Below are 19,361 nucleotides of genomic sequence, written 5' to 3' on the forward strand. Positions count from 1 at the left end.
ATTCCTTATGCTCTTGTATGGTAGACTATAACATGAAAACCTGTTTTAAGACAAAGAAAAAGGCTGGCTCAAGTTGAGTCAGCCAAAAGCGCATTACTGCGGCCTCTGCCAGCCGATCTGTTCGTCATTCACGATCGCCGGGTCCGCCGTCGGTCTCGGTGTGCCTGGACCAAGAAACGGATCGTTTCCGGGCTTGAGCCATACTGAATAGCGAAAGTACGGCAAATTCGGCGTCGCTGCATTGACCGTACCGTTTGCCCCGCCCATACCCAAGGTGTAGGCACATTGGTTCGTGCCTCCCTCTGTGCCAGTGCCTATTGCGCCGGCAATCGGGGGCGTGTCGGGACCGTTAGTGAAGGCGGTCAGAATGAGAAATCGGTAGCCGTCCGGGGCGCTGCATCGAAGCTCAATGTCATAGGGTTGGCCCATGACAAGCTGAGCGTACCTGCCCGGATTGATGGCGGAGATCCACCAGTAGAACGTCTGTGTGGTTCCCGGGATCGGAACCGAGTGAGCATCAGCAGGGGGCGGGGTTTGTGTGGACGGACTCGTCGGCGACGAGTGGTTGCAGGCGCCGGTCATCGGAAGACCAGCGCATACAAGTGCCGCTGCGAAAAGACGCAGGGTGTTGCGCATGTTGTCCTCCCCTTTTTGTTATCAATTACCGGCCTTTTAAGGGCCTATTGGTTCACGTTCCGTTACCACTATGGTAACTCAAGATTTTACTATTTAACAATGCGTTTGTCAAGAGTTTTTTTAAAAAGGGCTGATTATAACCAAATCAAATGCCTATATTTCAACTCTATCGGATGACAGTAACTTCGTCCCCGACCTTAATATTATTCTTAGCCGTCCAGCCGGCATTGACCTCGATCGTGGAATCGATCGATTCCTCCGGCGCGTAAGTCCGCAGAGATGCGTCGGGCACATTTGGTTCAGTCGGAACGTTTGGAGTAATTTCCACGATCTTGCCCTCTCTGATCCAAATGAAATCTAGAGGGATCAAAGTATCTTTCATCCAAAATCCCATGCGTCCAACCTCTGGAAAAACAAATAGCATGGCGTCATTTTCAGCCAAAGAATTTCTTCCTCCCAGCCCCTTTTCCTGAGCTTGTGGAGTCTCAGCGATCTGAACATTCAATTTGTGCCCGTTGATCGTCACAGATCCAGTTCCAAAAGAAATTTTAGTCTCAGGCGCTTTTTGAGTGCAGCCCGCCGCCAAAAATATCAGCGGGACAAAAATCAAAAAAATTTTGATCTTCATGGTTCTCGGCTCCTTTTTTGTCTGTATACATTGTATATCGAAGTGATGATCGCCAGCATTACCAGGATCAAAATGATCAAGGCGATTAGTTTGCCGCGCGATTGCAAAAACAGGGCCGATACGCCGAAAATTGCCGTCAAAGCATATAAAAGTATCACGGCCTGGGGTTCGGAAAGTCCGATCTCAGACAGTTTGAAATGCAAATGCTTGCGATCGCCGATGAACGGCGATTGTCCGGATACCAGCCGCTGCAAAATTACCCACGCCATATCCAAAAGCGGGATGCCCATGACCAGCAAAGCTGTGGCGATTTTGCCTCCGGACACGATCGCCAGCACAGCCAGCATAAAGCCTGCGAATGTGGAACCGCCCTCGCCCAGAAAGATCTTTGCCGGGTAAAAATTCAATATCAAAAATCCGAAAAGACTGCCGGCAAACGTCACGGCCAGCAGTGCGGTCTGGGGCTGCATGACCTGCGGCGTCAGCGATAACCCGAATAAGATCAGGGCGGCGATGGCGGAAATTCCCGTGACCAGGCCGTCCAGGCCGTCCAAAAGCTTGGTCGTGTACGTCATGGTCATGGTCCAAAAAAATACGACAACGCCGGACACTAAAGGCAGGCCAAACAGCTTGAGATTATCAAGCAGTATTGTGGAGCCAGTAAAGGGATTATGAACGCTGACCGCGCTGATCCCGGATAGCACGATCACCAAACTCGCCAGGATGGGAAAAACAACCGAATATTTCGCGGTCATGCGATATCTATCATCCAGATACCCGCCGATCATCAGAATAGCTCCTCCTGACCAGAGCGCGAAAATCTGCCTGATGGGAATATTGCCGTTCAACAGATGTCTGCCGAATATCCCAACTCCCAAAGTCACCAAAAAGAAACTGCCGAATACCGCAATTCCTCCCAGGGTCGGCGTAGCCTGCTTGTGGAACCGGCGCTCAGAATCAGGAATGTCCAAAATGCGTTTGCGGACAGCGATGCGCAAAATCAAAAAAGTCCCCAAAAAGGAGATAACAAAAGCCAAGGCGAATGAAGCAAAATAAAGCAGTCTCATGCAAATTAAATTTAATTCCGTATCGGGCTCGGATCGGTTAAATGCACTTCATGTTTGCGGATCTTCGGCGTGACATAAAATTCCATGTATTTGCCGAACATCATCCTGGTTTGGGCGTCAATTGCCGGCATGGACCCGAACACTGACGAGACGATCGGACTGAAGATCCATTGCCAGATCATGGAAAGCGACTTCCACCAGCTGACCCCTTTTGGCCTCGGCGGCAGCAGAACCAAGCTGACGTACATGGAAAAGATCAGGAAAAAAGTTGCAATGCTCATGATAGCGCGGGTCAGTACCGGCAGATTTAAGGCCAGTACCGTGGTCCCGAACCTGTCTCCGCCAAATACCAGGGGCAGCCATCCTAAGACCGCGATCATTATCGAAGCCGTGGCCCAAAAGTAATGGCCTTCTATCAAACGTTCGCCCCAAACCAGTTTTTTCCAAAGCGGAATTTTTTTATTTTTTATAAGTTCCGGAAAAACCATGGGGATCTCGGTGCAGCCCCAGGCCCACCGGCGCTTCTGCTTATACTGCGCGACCAATGTTCCAAGATAACTATCACTCAGCACCGCGTCCATGGAGACCACGGAAAATAGAGGCCTGCTCCTGTAATCGCCGTTAAAGTGCAGGAAGCACTGCCAGAAAATATGGGAATCGTCCGGGATGATATCCGTACGCCAAAACCCGACATCGACCAGAGTTTTAAAACTCATGGCATGCGAAGAAAAAGTGATCAGCCTGTCGGGCCGCGATGCTTCCACCAGCTGCCAGAACGAGGAAGAAGTCGCAATGACCCTGGCAATAGCGGGAGTGTCCCAGATATTGTTGTGGTACATGGGCATCGGCTGATAGCTTGACCGCAATGGCTTGGCGCAGGTCAAAAAATCATAAGTTAAATGCGCAAAATAACTCGGCGAGATGGTGGTATCCGAGTCAAAAGCGGAAATGATGACGTCTTCATACCGGACAGCAAGTTCATCGAGCATTTTTTGCGCAAGCCTGGCCGCATACGTGATATTTGCGCCTTTGACCTTCGCCTCACCTTCAATGCCGTCCGGATGTTTGGAGATCAGGAACTTAAAAAAACTTTGATGGTATTTTTCGTAAAGTTTTTGGGCTTTGAGTTCCGCTTCGGCTCCGGCCCGCTCTTCGGTGGCCAGAACAAAAATAATCTTGGAATGATCATAATCAGCCTTTGCATAAGAAGAGATCGAACTGTCGAGAACTTCAAAACTCTCGTTATAAGTTGCCAAAATCACCAAATGAATGATCCTTGTCCAGTCCAAATTGCGGCTTTGCGGAAGGGTTTCCAGACAATCGATCTGCTGACGGTATAGGTTGCGCAAACGGCGTTTCGGCTCATTGTCCGCCAATCGGGCCAGATAGGATCGGAAAGTTGCCGTTTCTTTCAAGCGTTTGATCCAGTCAAACCAATCGATCTGTTTGTGTATTTTTAGTTCATAATACGAATGCATCAGATGCAAAGCCACATTTGCGCCTTTGAGGAACCAGTAAAGATCGAACAGAATGATATAGACCGAGATCCAGACCGGATGGTAGAAAGCCAGGATGGGCGCGCCCAACAAAGTTGCCCAGGTCAGAACCCCGGGGAAAATTTCCAGAAAACGGTTTAAAGCGGTTTTTCGGGTCATTATTTACTGGGCATTTGCGATGATCAAGACAGCGCTGGCGACCAAAAAGATCAATTGGACGGCAATGGAAGAAATGTTCAAAAAATAAGCGGCTAATTTTTCCTTTTTATAAAAAATGCTGGCCACTGAAGCGTTGATCAAAAGTAAAATTAAAGCCAGCAACGGGATCCAATAGATGTATTGGCTTTTGGAAATCAGATCCGGTCCTAAAACTACATTGTAATGAAGCAATATCTGAGTTTTTGAAGGCTTAATCTTGCTGAACAATATCAGCCAATGTATAATATTTAAAAGGCCGGCAATCCCCAAACTGACGTAATTCAGAGGGTCGGCTAAAAAAGACTTTTTTGAGGATAAAACCTCATTTAACTTTGCAACAAACATCCTTTAGATTATAATGAAAAACTTCATAAAAAACAACTGGATTTTGCTGTGCATTTTAGCTCTGGCATTGTTCTTCCGTTTTTGGCAGATCAACCATCTTCCCGGAGGCTTATTCCCTGACGAAGCGGCGAACGGCCTGGACATCAATTCTATGTTCCATGGGCATATTCAGCCTTTTTACGAACGGGGCAACGGCCGTGAAGCGCTGTTTTTTTATTTTGAGGCATTGTCAGTTCTGCTGTTCGGCCGCGGCGTCTGGCAGTTCCACATCGTCTCAGCCGCATTCGGATTTGCGGCGGTCATCGCCTGCTATCTTTTGGCAAAAAGGCTGTTCGGAAAGCGCGTAGCGCTGCTTTCCGCTTTTTTTATGGCAGTCTCAAGTTATGCGGTTACAGTCACGCGCACGGCGTTTCGGGCAACCACGGTGCCGCTGTTGGCCACACTAACACTGCTGTTTCTGGTTAGATTCTTTCAGGCAAAAGACAGCAAAACGAAATACTGGTCAGCTGCGTGGGCGGGTATTTTTTTTGGCTTGGGATTTTACACTTACACTTCATTCCGCATGATGCTGCCTCTGGTCGTAGGATTCCTGTTTTTGCTGTTTTTGGGATACCGCAGCCGGTGGCGCGAGATCTATAAGAACTATAAAAAATACAAACTGACGTTTGGCGCGGCCTTCCTCATCACCATCTCCTGGATCGCGGTTTATTTTATCCAGCACCCAAAAAGTTTTGTAGGCCGCGCCGGCGAAGTTTCGGTTTTTAACAAAACTTTGAATCAGGGCGACCTGATCGGGACTGTGATCGACGTTTTCAAAAAAACCATCCTCAGCTTTTTTACTAACGGAGATCTGAACTGGCGGCAAAATGTCTCGGGTTTTCCTTTCTTAACGCCTCTGATCAGCCCGTTCTTTGCCCTGGCGGTGATTATTTTCACTATCGCGATCTTCCGCCTCCTGTGGCAGGCTTGGCGCCAAAAGATCGAGGTCAACACCGCTTACCAGGCTCTGCTGGCATTTTGGTTCTGGTTCATGCTCGTGCCTGAGATCACCACGGCTGAAGGGATCCCCCATGGCCTGAGGCTGACCGGCGTGATGCCTGTGATCTTCATACTTTCCGCCTGGGGCGTCAACTGGTTGTGGGAAAAAATGCCCAGCGGACCGGATGGAAAATACCTTGAAGCCGAAAAATTTCTGGTTGCAGGAATTTTTATCTTTACGATACTTATTTATAATTTTGCTTTGTATTTCGGCGTTGCCGCCACCTCCCCGGATTATTATTATGCCTTCCGCTCGGACCTGACCGTGGTCAGCAATTACCTCAACCACCGAAACCTCAAGGATCAGACTTATCTTTCTTTGGATCCTTATTCAGTGCAGACCACGGACTACCTGACGACCGACCAAAACCAGCCTTACATTCTGGTTGACCCGGCCAGTACTTATAAAGTCAGCCTGAAACGGGGTGACCAGGTCGTGTTTACCCAAAGCACTCTGCCTGACGCCACCAAATTCGTTCAGTTCCATCCTAACGCCAGGTTGGCCAGGATAGACAGCAACCAATTCGGACAAACCATCATGCTGGTCTATCAACAGCCATGAAAAAACCCCTCGTCAACAATATCAAATATTCCAATCCTACGGTTTGGCTGACCCCGATCCTGATCCTCGGTGCCTTGTTGCGTTTCTATAACAATACGGCGGTGGCTCTCTGGCATGACGAAGCTTTTTCCGCGCTGTATATCCGTTATCCGTTCAAGGAAATGATGTACCGCATCACGCTGGATGTTCATCCGCCTCTGTATTATTGGGTCTTAAGACTATGGGGCTATATTTTCGGCTCAGGGCTACTGTCCTTGCGCTCGCTGTCAATTTTATTCGGTGTTCTGACTGTCTACGCCGGATATCTGTTTGTAAAAGAAGCGTTCAAGAACGAAAAACTAGCAATTCTCGCGGCCTTGTTCCTGGCCATCAATCCTTTTCAGATCCAGTACTCGCTGGAAGCGCGCATGTACACCCTGGGAACGTTTTTGATACTCCTGTCGTCCTATCTTTTGGTCCGAGCGCTTAATTCCAATAAAACTTCGGTTTGGATCGCGTATGCAGTATGCGTTTCGGCTTGTTTTTATACCCACTATTATTTATTCTTCTCAGTTGCCGCCCAGGGATTATATTTCCTCTATTATCTGTGGCAGCAAAAAAGATTTACATTCAATTTTAACCGAGACAGCCTGACCGCCAAAGGCTTGGGCAGTTATTTATTAAGTCTTCTGATCTTTGCTCCCTGGATACCCACTTTGCTGGTGCAGATCAAAAGAGTGGAAAAAGCTTTCTGGATCCCGGCCCCGGACCGCTGGAGCATCCCCGGTACGATCTGGAAAATGGCTTTTGGCGGGCAAGGCAATGACCATATCACTTTGATAATTACGACCCTGGTTGCTGTGGCGGTTATTATCTATTTCTTCCGCGAAACCAAGCCGCCGGTCAGATGGCTGATCGTGCTTTCGGTTGCCGTACCGTTTATTGCGTCTCTTTTGCTGTCATTCAAGCAGGCTATCTATCAGGACCGCTACTTTGTATTCGCTTCACTGTTTTTTACGATCCTGATCGCTGCGACCCTGTTTTTGGTTCCCAAATATACCACGAGGCGGACATTGACTCTGTTGTTTGCCGTATTCAGCCTGATAATTTTCTTTAAAAACTGGCGCGATTTAGGGCCGATCAAGGACAAGCCGGGCATGGCTGCAGCCTCAGCCGTGGTCAATGAGAACGCAAAACCTACGGATAAAATCTATGTCGGCTCCAGCTTTATTTATTTTACATTCAAATATTATAATCATACCCCTATCCATCCTCTGCTTTACTCCACACTGCACCTCAAGGATCTGCCGCATTTTTCCGGCACTGCCCTGCTCAATGAAGATGATCTGATTCTGGACTTTGGCCAAGCCAAAAAAGGCGATTTGGTATGGCTTTTATGGACTACCGGCTTTGGCGGGTCCAAACCCAATGTTCCGGGAACCTGGCAGAAAATTGACGAAAAGATCTTCGGCGACACCCCGGGCTTCAAAGGCGATATCTATGTCACCGAGTATACGGTGAATTAAACTAATACCATAATAAGACTTTATAAAACAAATTCTGCAGTTATCTTACTAATTCATCAAATGTGGCCTTAACTTATCTGCATAAGGCTTCTTTTCTCCCATAGTTGGCCAATAGGTCTCTTTGTGGTTGAGATATAGATTATCCCCGGTATATCTCGGAAAAATGTGCAAATGATAATGCCATACGTCTTGATTGCCGGCCGGCTCATTGTGTTGTCTTGTCGAAACTCCGTCACAATCATATTCTTTCTTGAGAGCCATTGCGACTTTTTTTGAAAAGTCAAAAATATAATGCCCGGTTTCTTCCGGCATATCAAAAATATTCTCTATATGCCGATTAGGAATGATTATTACATGACCGGGGTTTGATCGCCACCATTTACCTGCAATAAAAACTGTGATGCGATCATCTCTAAAAATCACGCTTTCTTCCTGATTACCATGTTCCGTATTCGTGCCGGTTGCAATTTGGCAGAGGGGGCAAATATAATTTTCAGGTTCGTGATTATACATATTTAACCGATCACCGTCCCTTTAAATTGTTTTGCAGCCAAAAAGTTTCTCAAATTATCAAGTTTTTTGCCGTTCATGACGATCACTTTCAGTTTCAGTTTTTCCGCCAGCTTGGATGCGACCGGATCAAACGGCAAATTTAATCCCGGGTCCCACTTGCTGCCGACAATTTTGCGAAAATCTTTCCAGGAAATATTCTTTATCGGTTTGGCATTTTTGTGCGTTTTGGGATTTTTATCATACACATAATCAATACTGCTTAAATTCAAAACTGTATCCGCTTTATATACGCGCGCCAAAAGCACAGCTACATAATCCGTTGACCAGCCCGGCCTGTAACCTGCTGCAATGATCATAGGCTCAGAAGCGGCCTCCGGCTTGTTTGGATTCGTAATGATCCTCCGGTGCGCATATTTGCGGAAGATCGTGCGCAGCAAATGGGCATTCAGACGCGTGGAATGGATTCCAAGCCAATCCAGATCATCGGGATTTAATTCTCCTAAATTCTTTGCCGCCTCAATATACCGGCGGGCGATTCTGCCGCCCCCCGTGATCACCAGAAACTTATTGCCTTTTTTTATAAACGCCTCAATAACCGCTTTAAACCCCCTCAAAAACCCGACATCTACCTCGTCAGGCACGATCAAGGAGCCGCCCAGGGAAATGATATATCTTTTGCTATTGGCTGGCATTGGTTGTCGCGGTTCCTGCCGCGTCCGGCTGCTCCTGCTGGCTGCAGGGAGTGGCTTGAAAGCAATAATACGCCCATTTGGCCAGCCTTAGGTCGATATAGGCCAGGCGCGGGCGGTCTTTTGCCGCAATTTGTTTATTTAATAATATCGACAATGCATCCAATTGAGTAACCACAGAACGAGTGGTATCAAACATCACCGACCATCCTTCCGAGGAAACAAACTGCACATCAGTGCTTTGCTTGCCGGTGAACTTAACCTGGGCAATTCCCGTCGCTATCTTGCCGTTCCACTGGCGGCTCATAGACAGTACAAATGCCGCGAGTTTTGAATTTGGCAGGACTTCGCCTGAGGCAAAATCCTCGGTCAACTGGTCAACCACGACCAGCATGTTTTTCGGGTCATCGATCTGCGAAACCACGGTGCCCTCATCATCCACCAAAAAATATTTACCGTTTGACTGGATGACGAACCCGGGCACTCGTTCCGTGATCTCAATATTAAGCCGGTTGGGCCAAATTCTCTGGCTCGTGGCTTGTTTAATGGTCGGGATCGCAGTGGTCAGCAGCTGATCGATCCGTCCCGGCGTCATCAGAAAAAAACTATTTTTTTTAATCAAGAATAACCGGGACTGTCCGGCCTGTGCTATCACATCCTGGATCAACTGAGCCGAAACCTGCACGTTCCCCGAAACTGAGACGTTGGCCACGACAAACTTGGAAGAGATAAAAAGATAATAAACAATAACAATTAAAATAATTACGGCGATACCGCGCCAAAATTTGGAACCTAAACCGACTTTGGATAAAATTTTATTCAGCCAAGTCCGGGGATTGGGATCAAAAGTCCTCTTGAAATTGGCAGCCGACTTGATCTTATCGCGAAAATCCCTGCCGCCGAAGCGTCGTTTGGGTTCTAATTTTCGTCTGTGAGTGGAAAAAATCTGCATAGAAGTTATTCTTTGTCTAAAGCCAGATAGATCAGCTTGTCCAAAAGCTGGGCATAGGACATGCCTGCGGCCCGGGCCGATTTAGGAGTCAGAGAGTTAGCTGTGAGCCCGGGAATAGTGTTGATCTCCAGGAAATAAATCTGTTCTTTACCGGTAACAATAAGATCAGTGCGGGTGATTCCTTTGCAACCCAGCAGTTTATGCGCTTCCAATGCGATCGCCTGCAGTCGATTCGCCAGATTCTTGGGAATTGGGGCCGGCACGATCTCGTCCGAACCGCCTGTTTCATACTTTGCCCGGTAATCAAAAAATTCTGAAACCTTCGGGACTATTTCAATCACAGGCAGTGCCATAACCTTTCTGTTGCCCAAAACCGGCACGGTAAATTCGCGGCCTTGCAGGAAAGGCTCGATCAGCACTTCCTGATCATGTTTGAAGGCCTGTTCTATTCCTTTTTTGATCTCCAGTTTATCGGAACTTATCGTCACACCGATCGAGGAGCCGATGCGATTGGGCTTGATCACGATTTTGCCTTTCAGTCTGCTTAAATATTTTTTCGGATCTTTCAGATACGCATTTTTCTCCAAAATTATATGCGGCGCCACGAGTATGCCCTCTGATGCCACCAAGCGCTTGGTTTTCGCCTTATCCATAGCCAAAGCTGAGGCTAAAACCCCGGATCCGGTATATTTTATGCCCAATGATTCCAAAACTCCCTGGATGGTGCCGTCCTCTCCGCCCGGTCCGTGAAGGGCCAGGAAAGCCACGTCGATCTTGCTCTGCGAATTTTTATCGATCGGAACGATCTGCCGATTAGACGAAATTTTCTTTGTATGCACTGAAGCCTCAATTTGTTTGATCACGGGACTGCTGATCAGCCACTGGCCGCGCTCGGATATTTCCACGGGTATAATATCGTATTTCTTTAAGTTAAGGTTTTGTGCGACATTTTTTCCGGACCGCAAAGACACTTCCCGCTCCTGGGAAGTCCCGCCGAAGATCAGAGCAATTCGCAGTTTCTTTTTCTTTTGCGTCATTTTAAAATCCTCGGGATCAAGGGATTGATTCTGGCCACAACTTCATAATCGTTCGTGCCGATCTTTTTGGCCAGTTCATCGACCGGAATTTCATCGCAAACAAGCATGACCTTATCGCCCGCTTTCACATTTTTTACATCCGTGGCATCTGCCATGAGCAAATTCATGCACACTCGGCCTAAAACTTTGCACTTTTTGCCGTTGATCAAGACTTCTCCCGTGTTCGAAAGCTTGCGGTCGTAACCGTCGTAATATCCGACAGGAAGTACTGCAAGTTTGGTTGCACGCTTGGTTTGGTAAGTCAGGTCATAGCCTATAAAAGTTCCTTTAGAAAGCTGTTTAACTTGAATAATATGTGTCTGCCAGGAAAGCACCGGCTTTAATTCAAATTTCGCTTTTTTTTGAGCCAAAGGGGATGGCCACAGACCATATAACCCGATGCCCAGACGAACCATATCATGATGACTGGTAGGGCTGACAATTCCGGCTGCAGTGCAGGCAATATGCTTGATGGGGTTCAGGCCCCGCCATTCCAGCTCCTCAATAACTGCATTAAACAAATGATTTTGCTTTTCGGTAAACTCCATATTCTCTTCAGACGCCGCGAAGTGGCTGAACGCTCCTTCGATCTTAATGTTCGGCCAGCGCAAAAGCTTATCTGCGAACCCGGCTACTTCATTTGGAAATATCCCCAATCTTGAGGTGCCTGTATCAGCCTTCAAATGGACATTGGCGATCTTTTTCAATTTTTTGGCAGCTGCGGAGATCAGTTTGGCCTGTTTCAGATCGTAGACTGCCAAAGAAACTTTTGTTTTTATGAGTTCAGATATCTCATCTTCCGAATAAAAGCTTAAAACCAAGATCGGTTTTTTTATTCCGGCTTTTCTCAATTCCAAAGCCTCGTTTCCTGACGCCACGCCAAACCAGTCGGTTTCTTTTTCGATCACGGATGCAACCTGTGCTATTCCGTGGCCGTAAGCATTGCTTTTCACGATTGACATGACTTTTGTATCACCAATAGCGCGCCGGTAGGCGCGCAGGTTGTGAAGCAAAGCTGATCTACTGATCAGGACTTGTGAGGACATTATTTCTTGATCTCAGAAAACCCCGTATATTTTTGCAAAACTTTCGGCACTTTTATCGATCCGTCCGCTTCCTGATTGTTTTCCAGGATTGCGATCAATGTTCTGGGCATAGCCACAGCAGTGGCATCATTCGTGTGCACCAGCTCATTGTCTTTGCCGGTTTTGACCTTTATGTTCAATCTTCTTGCCTGGAAATCGGTCATCAGATCCGCAGTATGGGTCTCGCGGTAGGTTTTCTGGCTCGGGACCCAGACTTCCAGATCGACTCCGCGGGCATTCGGCATGCCGATATCAGCCGTGCACTTCAAAAGTTTTCTGTAAGGCAGTTCCAAAGCCTGCAGGATATATTCTTCGATCGCGATCAAAAACAGATGCTCTTTAAACGAATTTTCGGCCGATGTGAACGATTCCATTTCCAGCTTATCGAATTGATGCACGCGCAAGATCCCTTTCACGTCCTTGCCGTAAGAGCCTGATTCCCGCCTGAATGACGTGGAATAGCCGATATACCGCAAAGGCAATTGCTCTTCTTTCAAAACTTCATCCATGTGTTTGGACACCAGGCTGTGCTCGGCACTGCCGATCAGATACAGATCATCCTGCTGCAGATAATAGCGCTCTTCTTTATCTTCTTCGCTGAGCCTGGAAGTTTTTACGTAGACGTCGGGTTTGATCATCACCGGCGGCACTATCGGAATGAACGGTTTGTGAGAATAGCCTTTTTCAACCGAGCCGGCAATTTTTTTCAGGATCTTTTCATTCGTCAAAGTCTCAAACACAAAATTCATCAATGCGAACTGCAGCTGCGCCGCAGCACCCAAAATATAGCCGAACCTGCTGCCCGCAACTTTCGCAGCGGACTCGATATCAATCATGTTCAATTCTTTCCCCAATTGAACATGGTCTTTCGGCTCAAAATCAAATTTTCGCGGCGCGCCCCAGGTGAATACAATTTCATTTTCTCTTTCGTCCTTGCCTACCGGCACATCAGGCCAGGGAATATTAGGCACTTTCAGCATCTCAGAGGTCCATTGCTTGTCGATCTCCTCAAACTCCAGTTCAAATTTTCCCAGTTCATCTTTCAGAGATTTGCTTTGTTTTATCAGTTCATCATCCTTGCCGGCTTTGAGCTTTTGGGTGATCTCATTTCTTTTGGCGCGCAGATCCTCAATTTTAACCGTCAGCTTCCTTCTTTGATCGTCCAATGAAAGCAAATGATCAATATTGGCAGTGGCTTTTTTATTCTTTACAGCCTGTTTGACCTTATCCGCATTCTCTCTGATGAATTTTATGTCCAGCATATTATTCTAATCGCTAATTACATCTTTTATTTTTTCCAGCGCGTACGCACGATGATTGACTATATCGTTCTCATCCAACAGATCGCCCCAATATTTCTGATAATTCGGCAGATACATTACCGAATTGTACGGATAATCCGGCCATCTTTTTTCACTCGGTTTTTCAGGTACAATCCCGATTACTTCGCTCTCGGATGTAAAAATTCCAAATGGCGTAGCCAAAGCCACTACGATCCGGTGCCTGGCATTTCTGTTGGTTTGGCCTTGCATGCGCTTAAATACTTCTGAAATAACCTCCTCGTCGGTCATCTCCCGGCCGATCCAGCGGCGGCTTTTTATCCCGGGCTCATTATTCAGAACTTCGATCTCAAAACCGCCATCATCTACTATAACGGGGATTCCCGATCTTTTAAAATAAAATTCGGCTTTCTTGATCGCTTCCTCTTCAAAACTTTTCGCTTTCTCTTCGGGAGCTTCGATATTCAGATCTTTTGCCGAAACAATTTCCAAATCCAGATTTTTTAAAAGCTTTTTATAGGTCCCGACCTTCGCCGGATTTCCCGTGCCAATAAGTATCTTTTTAGACATAAAATAATTAATTAAATTTATAAACCTATTTCGCTTGAGTGTTCTTTCATAGCATTCAATGAGATCTCAACCAATTCCGGCAAATCCATATTAATGTAGTCCTTGCAAAGCATAATGATCTCGCGGTTCACGCCAGCGGCAAAGCTTTTCTGCTTGAATTTTTTTAGAACCGATTCAGCGGTCACGGATGCCAATTTCTTGTCCGGCTGGACCAGGGCCGCTGCAGTGATCAACCCGGATAGTTCCTCAACGCAATACAAGGTTTTTTCCAAAAGCGTTTCCGGTTTTATCTCATGCACCCAATTATGAACATAAATTGCATTAATGATCTCGGGTTTCAGGTCAGTTTTTTCCAGAATTTCTTTGGACACTTTCGTATGATTCTTAAAATTATCTTTCGTCTTTTCCCAATCCAGGTCGTGCAGCATTCCGGTCAGTTCCCAGTCATCCTGATTTTCCCCGAATTTTTCCGCCAGCGCTTTCATAATGAATCCCACAGCGACATTGTGGCGGATGAGATTCGGATTGGTAATATGCTCAGACAGCAAATTCAGCGCTTCTTGCCTGGTCATTGTGGATATATATCTCGCAGATCATCATTTGTGCCTTGTTCGCTAAAAATCGTACCTGAGTCTTTATCCGGAGGAAGCTTATGTTTTAGGATCTTCCCTTGCTTGTCAACCAACAAAGCTTCCCTGTAGGTTGAATTTTCTATAACCCGGGTGTAAAAAATATTTCCGGTCTTTTCTTCCGTAAATCCCCGTTCAAAAGTTACACCGTCAACAGTTATGCTTTCAGGGATTTTTCCGTTCTCAAATCCTTCCGCAGTTTGTCCCTCAAACTCATAAGGATTTTTTAATAGTGACTCACCTGATCTCATTTTTCTTCTTCTTTCATCGGCGGGAAGATCACGGTTTCGCGCATGGCTTTGTTCATCAGGACCGCAAACAGCCGCTCGCTGACGCCAAATCCCACAGCCGGCGGCATGCCGTATTCCAGCGCTTCCACATAATCCTCATCCAGCATCTGGGCTTCCTTATCGCCTGCGGCCCGCAATTTCATCTGCTCTTGGAATCGCATCATCTGGTATTGCGGGTCATTGACCTCAGACCAGCCGTTGCCCAGTTCTGTTTTCGCGGCCAAAACCTGGAAGCGCAGGACTTTTTTGGGATTTTTCGGGTCCACTTTTGCCAAAGGCGAGATCTCCACCGGGTGTCCTATCAGGAAAGCGGGCTGGACCAATTTTGGCCGGACAAGTTTTTTATAAATCGCGTCGATCAGCCGGCCGCGGCCAAGTTTGGGCTCATCTATGCCAAGCTCCTGCGCCTTTTTGTGCAGCTCTTCATCAGTGGTTTTATTCAGATCCAAACCTGTTTCTTTTTTGAAAATGTCAAAATAATCTATCTTAGGCCACTTCCCGCTCCAGTCGATCTTATGGCCTTCGTACTCGGTTTCCATAACACCTGCCACATTTTTTACCGCCAGTTTGAATAATTTTTCCACGAGCTTCATGCCGTCTTTATAATCAGCATAAGCCCAATAAAATTCCATATCGTCATATTCCTGCAAATGCTCGCGGTCAATTCCCTCGTTGCGAAACAGGCGCCCGATCTCAAATACTTTATCAAAACCCCCGACCAGTAGCCGCTTTAACGGCAACTCCAAAGAGATCCGCAGATAAAAATCCCGGTTCAGCGCATTGTGGTGTGTAATGAAGGGTTCGGCATCAGCCCCTCCCGGCACTGCTTCCAAAACAGGCGTCCAGACCTCCAAAAATCCCTGCTTGACCATAAAATTCCGCACCGTCTGCCAAAACAAGGCTTTCTTCCGGAAAAGCTCGCGGGTATCTTTGTTGGCGATCAGGTCCAGGTAACGCTTACGCAGTTTGACTTCCAGATCCTTCAGGCCAAAATAATTTTGGGGCACCGGGCGCAAAGATTTGGCCAGAAGCTTGTAATCCGAGACTTCCAGGGTTTTCTCGCCTGATTTTGAAAGCGCCAGAGTGCCTGAGGCCTGCAAAAAATCGCCCATGTCAAAAAGTGCATTGAATTGCTCAAATTTATCGCCCAACAGATCTTCACGAAGCAAAAACTGAATGGCGCCGCTGTCATCTTCAATGTTCCCGAAAGTCAATTTTCCATGGCCGCGGATTGACCGGATCCTGCCCGCCAATATCACCTGTTTTTTTTCTTGTGAAAGTTTCTCAAAATCGGCGATTGCTTCTCCAATGCTTTCGGTAAGCTCAACACTCACCGGATATGGTTCAATTCCGGCTGTTTTGAGTTGCTCCAGTTTTTCTAAGCGAACCTTGCGTAATTCTTCTGTTTTTTCTGTCATTTGTAGAGATTAACTGTAACATATTATACCATAATCTCGGCAAAAATAAAAAAGGCGAACTTAGTAAGCTCACCCGCTGCTTTCCGGGCTTATGATCTTGATTGCGCACGAACCCCAATCAATAACCGCCGCCTCGGCATGCCTGATGTTGAAAAATCCCGGTTTTGGTTTTCCCCTGTTGACCATCACCTCTTCTGCCACCTTGTAAGGGTGGTCGTTTTGCAAAACCGCGATCACTACTTCGGCCGAAGCGGACAATTTCTTGATCAGCTCGAAGGCTCGTGTAGGTGTCTGCAGTTCTTTGTGTGCTGACGGCTCTGTGCCCAGCACTTTAGCCAGGATCTGGCCGGTCTCCACGCACCGCCTAAACGGCGAGGTCAGGATCCGCACACACTTGCCTGATGGAGCAAAAGGCTGCAGCTTTTTCCCCAGATCAGACGTGATCTCAATCCACTCGGGGAAAAGTCCCAGATCCAAGCCATGCTCATGCTTATAAAATCCGTGACGCACCAAAATCAACTTTTCCATGATCATCCTCGTATTTGGTTGTAGACAAAAACTGTTATCTGGCCAGGTATCCTCTTCTCCGTCTTTCGGGAAACCGCTCAATGGCATACCGAAGCGTTGTCCGCGGCATCTGTTGCCGATATTTATCCAAAAATTGAACCAAAGTTTTTTCATCGCTTTTGCCGACTTCCCTTAGCATCCAGCCGACTGCCTTGTGGATCAGGTCATGCCTGTCGGAAAGAAGCTTCTTGGCAATTTCCAAAGTTTTGGCAAACTGATGATTTTTTATAAATTGATATGTGGCAACCATGGCGATCCGCCGCTCCCACAAGTTTTCAGACCGCGCCAGTTTGTTCAGAATTGCTTTGGGTCTATTTAAAAGGTATTCCCCAACTATCTTGTCTGCAGACAAATCCACCAGGTCCCAGTTGTTCACGAATTTGGCTGAATTCAAATAAAATTTGTAGATCTTTGTCTTCTCAGCCTTGCTGCCATGTTCGAAATTATGGACGAGGATCAAAAGCGCTATCAGCCGTTCTTCGTGGATTTTTGAAGCCAATAACTTTTTAACATCAACAAGACTTAGATGTTTATATTTCAGCGCCAGCTGGCGGCTCTGCGGCACCTTAATGCCGGCGAATATGTCGCCTTCGCCATAATGCCCTTTGCCCGTTTTAAAAAACCCGGCCAGGATCTTTGCCTTTTTCGGATTGCCCTGTTTTTTTATTTCATTCTTAAGCGCGGTCAAATTATTCATATCCATACTATACGCTCCCATGCTATGAAGTTCAATTATTTGATTTACGGCTTTATTTAGTCTACCATTTAATCTGAAGGAGGAGACCATGGAGATGCCACGGGGTAAGATCTTGACCTTCAGCAAGTGCTCTTGCTGCAACGATTGCTATTTTTTCTTCATCGACAACAGCAGAGCAATCGCGGTTGTCCCGGTCTACTCCAAAGCCGGTGCTTCTTATCTGCTTGAGACCTGCAAGCTCGAAAAAGCCATCAGCAGCAGCGACTACCAGTTCTTTTGCCGCGAAATTAGCGACTCAAGGCTTCCGGAAAGAATCGAGGCCATTGCCGAACATCAAAAAGAACGCCATCTGCGGAAGCCTGACGTTCTAAACAGCTATTATCAGATAACCATGCTGCTTTTCACGGAGCTTCACGGCGAGCAACCCTCACAACGTTCCACTAATTAACGCGCAAGATTGATCTTCGCGTTTTTCTTTTTAGCGATATCTTCGAGATTGACAAGAACAGCCGGAATATAGAATAATTATATGATTTCAAAAGAGGACAACACGGCCATGATGGCCGGGAGGTTGTATGCTGGAGCAGCTCGGCAATTCCGGATTGTACGTAATGGAGGAGCCTGTCTGCGGATTCCCGCCGCGCGAGGTCCTGCCGTCCCGCCTGGATGTACGTCAGCTTTTCGAGAGAACGGATGAAGCCAGAGATGAGCTCGTGCGCCGCCTGCTCGAATTCTGCTACAAGAAAGATCAGTGGGTCGGGGTCAGCTGGACGGCGCTGATGAACGGACTGGATAATGAACTGGAGTCCTATCAGCGAATTGTCCACAGAACCCGGCCAGGGGAACTCGCCTACCAAGAAGCGACGAAGAAGCACATCCGCAGCAATTTCTGGACGCTAGGACTCTACGGGTATTTCCGGCCTGCGCCCCTGCCGCCGGTGAATCTGGAGCGGGCAGCGCTGGAAAAAAAGATCCTCTGGTCATCCCACGATCAGCGAGAACAACTGGGATTGGCGGCGATGAGGCTTGTGGCGGAAGAATACCTGAAAGTTGATGTCGACTTGCTTGGCCATGATCGCCTGAAAAGGGTTTTCTTCCTCACGGCTAATCTCGTCTGGCTTTACGTGCGTAAAGAAAAAGCGTGAACATTCATCAAGTTTGCGCTTTATTTTTTTCAAAAAAACCTAATTGTTGATACCGCACAATTGTTTGACCGCAGAGATATCTTCTGCCGTCAATTTTTCATTTTTGCCCTGGTTCAGATAATACATGATGGCCTCAGGGTTGGTATTGATGTGAGAAAGCCCTAAAGCATGACCGAGCTCGTGAGCCAAAACCCGGATCAGCTGGTTTTGATTGTCAAATTCATAAATGTCAATTTCATTGCCCGATGAATCGGACTTATACAAGCCTTCTTCAAATTCCTGCCCGCGGCTTTGGCCTACCGTGTTATATTGCGACACATTCAAATTAAGCGCGGACCCGATCCGGTTCAGCGTGCTGGCCAAAGCATTGATCTGGTCAACAATTGCATTAAACTGGTCTTTTTCCTGGTTGATCTGAGCGGCCTGCGCATTGAGCTGGTCGCGCTGGGCATTCAATTGCGCTGCGGTTTGGCGGTCAGCCCCGCCGTTGGAATTCCAATAATTCACCTGCTGCTCATAAGCGGCGCGCTGTTTTTCGTATGAGGCTGTATCGGCATCGAGTTTTTGCTTCCGGACCTTATCGTCCGCGCTCAAAGAATCATAACGCGCCTTCAGCGTATTGTAAGACGACTGCGAATCGTCGATGGTCAGGCCCAGCGCCCGCAATTTGTCCGTCGCCTCCTGGCGATAGTCATAAACCAGATTGATCTTCAGCTTGCCGGCCGCAGAATACTGGAACAGGTCTTTACTGATCGGCATATCCCAGATCTGGACTGCCTGGTTCACGTCATCCAAAAATTTCTGCTGCGTTACGCCGAACTTGGGATCAAATGTTCCGATGGAGTAAGTGATCGGAGCCGTGCAGGGTTTGGCAAACAGATGCAGATTTTTTGACTGATAATAAAAAACACCGCCTGCCGCGGCCAGAACAATAAAAATAAAAAATATAATTAAATTCTTGTATTTTGACATTTA

General features: G+C 47.1%; 22 protein-coding genes. 4 read left to right on the forward strand and 18 right to left on the reverse strand.

Features of this window, described 5'->3' with window-relative positions:
* Positions 1-93: 93 nt before the first annotated feature.
* The 5 genes from WDN47_01390 to WDN47_01410 form a co-directional block, all read right to left on the reverse strand.
* Positions 94-636, reverse strand: a complete 543-nt coding sequence (locus WDN47_01390) for a hypothetical protein (protein ID MEJ0021214.1) — start codon at positions 634-636, stop codon at positions 94-96.
* Positions 637-802: 166 nt separating this feature from the next.
* Positions 803-1,264, reverse strand: a complete 462-nt coding sequence (locus WDN47_01395; GenBank protein MEJ0021215.1) for a DUF192 domain-containing protein — start codon at positions 1,262-1,264, stop codon at positions 803-805.
* Entirely contained in the window at positions 1,261-2,331 is a 1,071-nt protein-coding gene (locus WDN47_01400) for an MraY family glycosyltransferase (GenBank protein ID MEJ0021216.1), read from the reverse strand. Before WDN47_01400 ends, WDN47_01395 begins: the two co-directional genes overlap by 4 nt.
* Positions 2,332-2,342: 11 nt before the next feature.
* Complete coding sequence (locus WDN47_01405; GenBank protein MEJ0021217.1) at positions 2,343-3,986, reverse strand: glycosyltransferase family 2 protein; 1,644 nt, start codon at positions 3,984-3,986, stop codon at positions 2,343-2,345.
* Positions 3,987-3,989: 3 nt separating this feature from the next.
* The gene (locus WDN47_01410; protein MEJ0021218.1) at positions 3,990-4,370 is read right to left on the reverse strand and encodes a hypothetical protein; all 381 of its coding nucleotides are present in this window, start codon (positions 4,368-4,370) and stop codon (positions 3,990-3,992) included.
* Positions 4,371-4,383: 13 nt separating this feature from the next.
* On the opposite strand from WDN47_01410, the gene WDN47_01415 reads away from it, so the two are divergent.
* Together WDN47_01415 and WDN47_01420 are read left to right on the forward strand one after the other, a co-directional pair.
* Complete coding sequence (locus WDN47_01415) at positions 4,384-5,970, forward strand: glycosyltransferase family 39 protein (GenBank protein ID MEJ0021219.1); 1,587 nt, start codon at positions 4,384-4,386, stop codon at positions 5,968-5,970.
* Positions 5,967-7,475, forward strand: a complete 1,509-nt coding sequence (locus WDN47_01420; protein MEJ0021220.1) for a glycosyltransferase family 39 protein — start codon at positions 5,967-5,969, stop codon at positions 7,473-7,475. Before WDN47_01415 ends, WDN47_01420 begins: the two co-directional genes overlap by 4 nt.
* 48 nt (positions 7,476-7,523) lie before the next feature.
* Here the strand turns inward: WDN47_01420 and WDN47_01425 are convergent, their stop codons facing one another.
* The 12 genes from WDN47_01425 to WDN47_01480 all read right to left on the reverse strand — a co-directional run bounded on the left by WDN47_01425 (position 7,524) and on the right by WDN47_01480 (position 17,241).
* On the reverse strand, positions 7,524-7,988 hold the full coding sequence (locus WDN47_01425; protein ID MEJ0021221.1) for an HIT family protein: 465 nt from the start codon (positions 7,986-7,988) through the stop codon (positions 7,524-7,526).
* Between the two features lie 2 nt (positions 7,989-7,990).
* A complete protein-coding gene (gene pyrH / locus WDN47_01430) occupies positions 7,991-8,680 on the reverse strand; it encodes a UMP kinase (protein ID MEJ0021222.1) in 690 nt (229 codons plus the stop codon).
* Positions 8,667-9,629 (reverse strand): FtsQ-type POTRA domain-containing protein, encoded by a 963-nt coding sequence (locus tag WDN47_01435; GenBank protein ID MEJ0021223.1) that lies wholly within the window; start codon positions 9,627-9,629, stop codon positions 8,667-8,669. Before WDN47_01435 ends, pyrH begins: the two co-directional genes overlap by 14 nt.
* 5 nt (positions 9,630-9,634) lie before the next feature.
* Positions 9,635-10,666, reverse strand: a complete 1,032-nt coding sequence (locus tag WDN47_01440) for a D-alanine--D-alanine ligase (protein ID MEJ0021224.1) — start codon at positions 10,664-10,666, stop codon at positions 9,635-9,637.
* Positions 10,663-11,751, reverse strand: coding sequence for an alanine racemase (gene alr / locus WDN47_01445; protein ID MEJ0021225.1), 1,089 nt, complete (start codon positions 11,749-11,751; stop codon positions 10,663-10,665). The genes WDN47_01440 and alr overlap by 4 nt, the downstream gene beginning before the upstream one ends.
* A complete protein-coding gene (serS, locus tag WDN47_01450; protein MEJ0021226.1) occupies positions 11,751-13,052 on the reverse strand; it encodes a serine--tRNA ligase in 1,302 nt (433 codons plus the stop codon). The genes alr and serS overlap by 1 nt, the downstream gene beginning before the upstream one ends.
* Before the next feature lie 6 nt (positions 13,053-13,058).
* On the reverse strand, positions 13,059-13,640 hold the full coding sequence (locus tag WDN47_01455) for a non-canonical purine NTP pyrophosphatase (protein ID MEJ0021227.1): 582 nt from the start codon (positions 13,638-13,640) through the stop codon (positions 13,059-13,061).
* Between the two features lie 17 nt (positions 13,641-13,657).
* Complete coding sequence (locus tag WDN47_01460) at positions 13,658-14,212, reverse strand: HDIG domain-containing metalloprotein (protein MEJ0021228.1); 555 nt, start codon at positions 14,210-14,212, stop codon at positions 13,658-13,660.
* Complete coding sequence (locus WDN47_01465; GenBank protein ID MEJ0021229.1) at positions 14,209-14,520, reverse strand: hypothetical protein; 312 nt, start codon at positions 14,518-14,520, stop codon at positions 14,209-14,211. Before WDN47_01465 ends, WDN47_01460 begins: the two co-directional genes overlap by 4 nt.
* Positions 14,517-15,977 carry a lysine--tRNA ligase gene (gene lysS, locus WDN47_01470; protein ID MEJ0021230.1) on the reverse strand — a complete coding sequence of 487 codons (1,461 nt, stop codon included), beginning with the start codon at positions 15,975-15,977 and terminating at the stop codon, positions 14,517-14,519. Before lysS ends, WDN47_01465 begins: the two co-directional genes overlap by 4 nt.
* A 69-nt stretch (positions 15,978-16,046) precedes the next feature.
* Entirely contained in the window at positions 16,047-16,505 is a 459-nt protein-coding gene (locus tag WDN47_01475; GenBank protein ID MEJ0021231.1) for a histidine phosphatase family protein, read from the reverse strand.
* Between the two features lie 34 nt (positions 16,506-16,539).
* Positions 16,540-17,241: a DNA alkylation repair protein gene (locus tag WDN47_01480; GenBank protein MEJ0021232.1), complete on the reverse strand. Its 702-nt coding sequence runs from the start codon at positions 17,239-17,241 to the stop codon at positions 16,540-16,542.
* Positions 17,242-17,329: 88 nt separating this feature from the next.
* On the opposite strand from WDN47_01480, the gene WDN47_01485 reads away from it, so the two are divergent.
* Positions 17,330-17,689 (forward strand): hypothetical protein, encoded by a 360-nt coding sequence (locus tag WDN47_01485; GenBank protein ID MEJ0021233.1) that lies wholly within the window; start codon positions 17,330-17,332, stop codon positions 17,687-17,689.
* 127 nt (positions 17,690-17,816) lie between these two features.
* The gene (locus WDN47_01490) at positions 17,817-18,386 is read left to right on the forward strand and encodes a hypothetical protein (GenBank protein ID MEJ0021234.1); all 570 of its coding nucleotides are present in this window, start codon (positions 17,817-17,819) and stop codon (positions 18,384-18,386) included.
* Between the two features lie 39 nt (positions 18,387-18,425).
* Here WDN47_01490 and WDN47_01495 read toward each other — a convergent pair whose 3' ends face one another.
* The gene (locus WDN47_01495; protein MEJ0021235.1) at positions 18,426-19,358 is read right to left on the reverse strand and encodes a matrixin family metalloprotease; all 933 of its coding nucleotides are present in this window, start codon (positions 19,356-19,358) and stop codon (positions 18,426-18,428) included.
* Positions 19,359-19,361 lie beyond the last annotated feature (3 nt).

This window comes from Candidatus Doudnabacteria bacterium, assembly GCA_037200925.1.
GTDB lineage: Bacteria > Patescibacteriota > Doudnabacteria > UBA920 > O2-02-FULL-48-8 > JBDTSL01.

Excerpts from the sequence above, each read along its gene's own strand:
- WDN47_01390 (MEJ0021214.1), bottom strand. The coding sequence starts at position 636 with ATGCGCAACACCCTGCGTCTTTTCGCAGCGGCACTTGTATGCGCTGGT.
- WDN47_01395 (MEJ0021215.1), bottom strand. The coding sequence starts at position 1,264 with ATGAAGATCAAAATTTTTTTGATTTTTGTCCCGCTGATATTTTTGGCG.
- WDN47_01400 (MEJ0021216.1), bottom strand. The coding sequence starts at position 2,331 with ATGAGACTGCTTTATTTTGCTTCATTCGCCTTGGCTTTTGTTATCTCC.
- WDN47_01405 (MEJ0021217.1), bottom strand. The coding sequence starts at position 3,986 with ATGACCCGAAAAACCGCTTTAAACCGTTTTCTGGAAATTTTCCCCGGG.
- WDN47_01410 (MEJ0021218.1), bottom strand. The coding sequence starts at position 4,370 with ATGTTTGTTGCAAAGTTAAATGAGGTTTTATCCTCAAAAAAGTCTTTT.
- WDN47_01415 (MEJ0021219.1), top strand. The coding sequence starts at position 4,384 with ATGAAAAACTTCATAAAAAACAACTGGATTTTGCTGTGCATTTTAGCT.
- WDN47_01420 (MEJ0021220.1), top strand. The coding sequence starts at position 5,967 with ATGAAAAAACCCCTCGTCAACAATATCAAATATTCCAATCCTACGGTT.
- WDN47_01425 (MEJ0021221.1), bottom strand. The coding sequence starts at position 7,988 with ATGTATAATCACGAACCTGAAAATTATATTTGCCCCCTCTGCCAAATT.
- pyrH (MEJ0021222.1), bottom strand. The coding sequence starts at position 8,680 with ATGCCAGCCAATAGCAAAAGATATATCATTTCCCTGGGCGGCTCCTTG.
- WDN47_01435 (MEJ0021223.1), bottom strand. The coding sequence starts at position 9,629 with ATGCAGATTTTTTCCACTCACAGACGAAAATTAGAACCCAAACGACGC.
- WDN47_01440 (MEJ0021224.1), bottom strand. The coding sequence starts at position 10,666 with ATGACGCAAAAGAAAAAGAAACTGCGAATTGCTCTGATCTTCGGCGGG.
- alr (MEJ0021225.1), bottom strand. The coding sequence starts at position 11,751 with ATGTCCTCACAAGTCCTGATCAGTAGATCAGCTTTGCTTCACAACCTG.
- serS (MEJ0021226.1), bottom strand. The coding sequence starts at position 13,052 with ATGCTGGACATAAAATTCATCAGAGAGAATGCGGATAAGGTCAAACAG.
- WDN47_01455 (MEJ0021227.1), bottom strand. The coding sequence starts at position 13,640 with ATGTCTAAAAAGATACTTATTGGCACGGGAAATCCGGCGAAGGTCGGG.
- WDN47_01460 (MEJ0021228.1), bottom strand. The coding sequence starts at position 14,212 with ATGACCAGGCAAGAAGCGCTGAATTTGCTGTCTGAGCATATTACCAAT.
- WDN47_01465 (MEJ0021229.1), bottom strand. The coding sequence starts at position 14,520 with ATGAGATCAGGTGAGTCACTATTAAAAAATCCTTATGAGTTTGAGGGA.
- lysS (MEJ0021230.1), bottom strand. The coding sequence starts at position 15,977 with ATGACAGAAAAAACAGAAGAATTACGCAAGGTTCGCTTAGAAAAACTG.
- WDN47_01475 (MEJ0021231.1), bottom strand. The coding sequence starts at position 16,505 with ATGGAAAAGTTGATTTTGGTGCGTCACGGATTTTATAAGCATGAGCAT.
- WDN47_01480 (MEJ0021232.1), bottom strand. The coding sequence starts at position 17,241 with ATGAATAATTTGACCGCGCTTAAGAATGAAATAAAAAAACAGGGCAAT.
- WDN47_01485 (MEJ0021233.1), top strand. The coding sequence starts at position 17,330 with ATGGAGATGCCACGGGGTAAGATCTTGACCTTCAGCAAGTGCTCTTGC.
- WDN47_01490 (MEJ0021234.1), top strand. The coding sequence starts at position 17,817 with ATGCTGGAGCAGCTCGGCAATTCCGGATTGTACGTAATGGAGGAGCCT.
- WDN47_01495 (MEJ0021235.1), bottom strand. The coding sequence starts at position 19,358 with ATGTCAAAATACAAGAATTTAATTATATTTTTTATTTTTATTGTTCTG.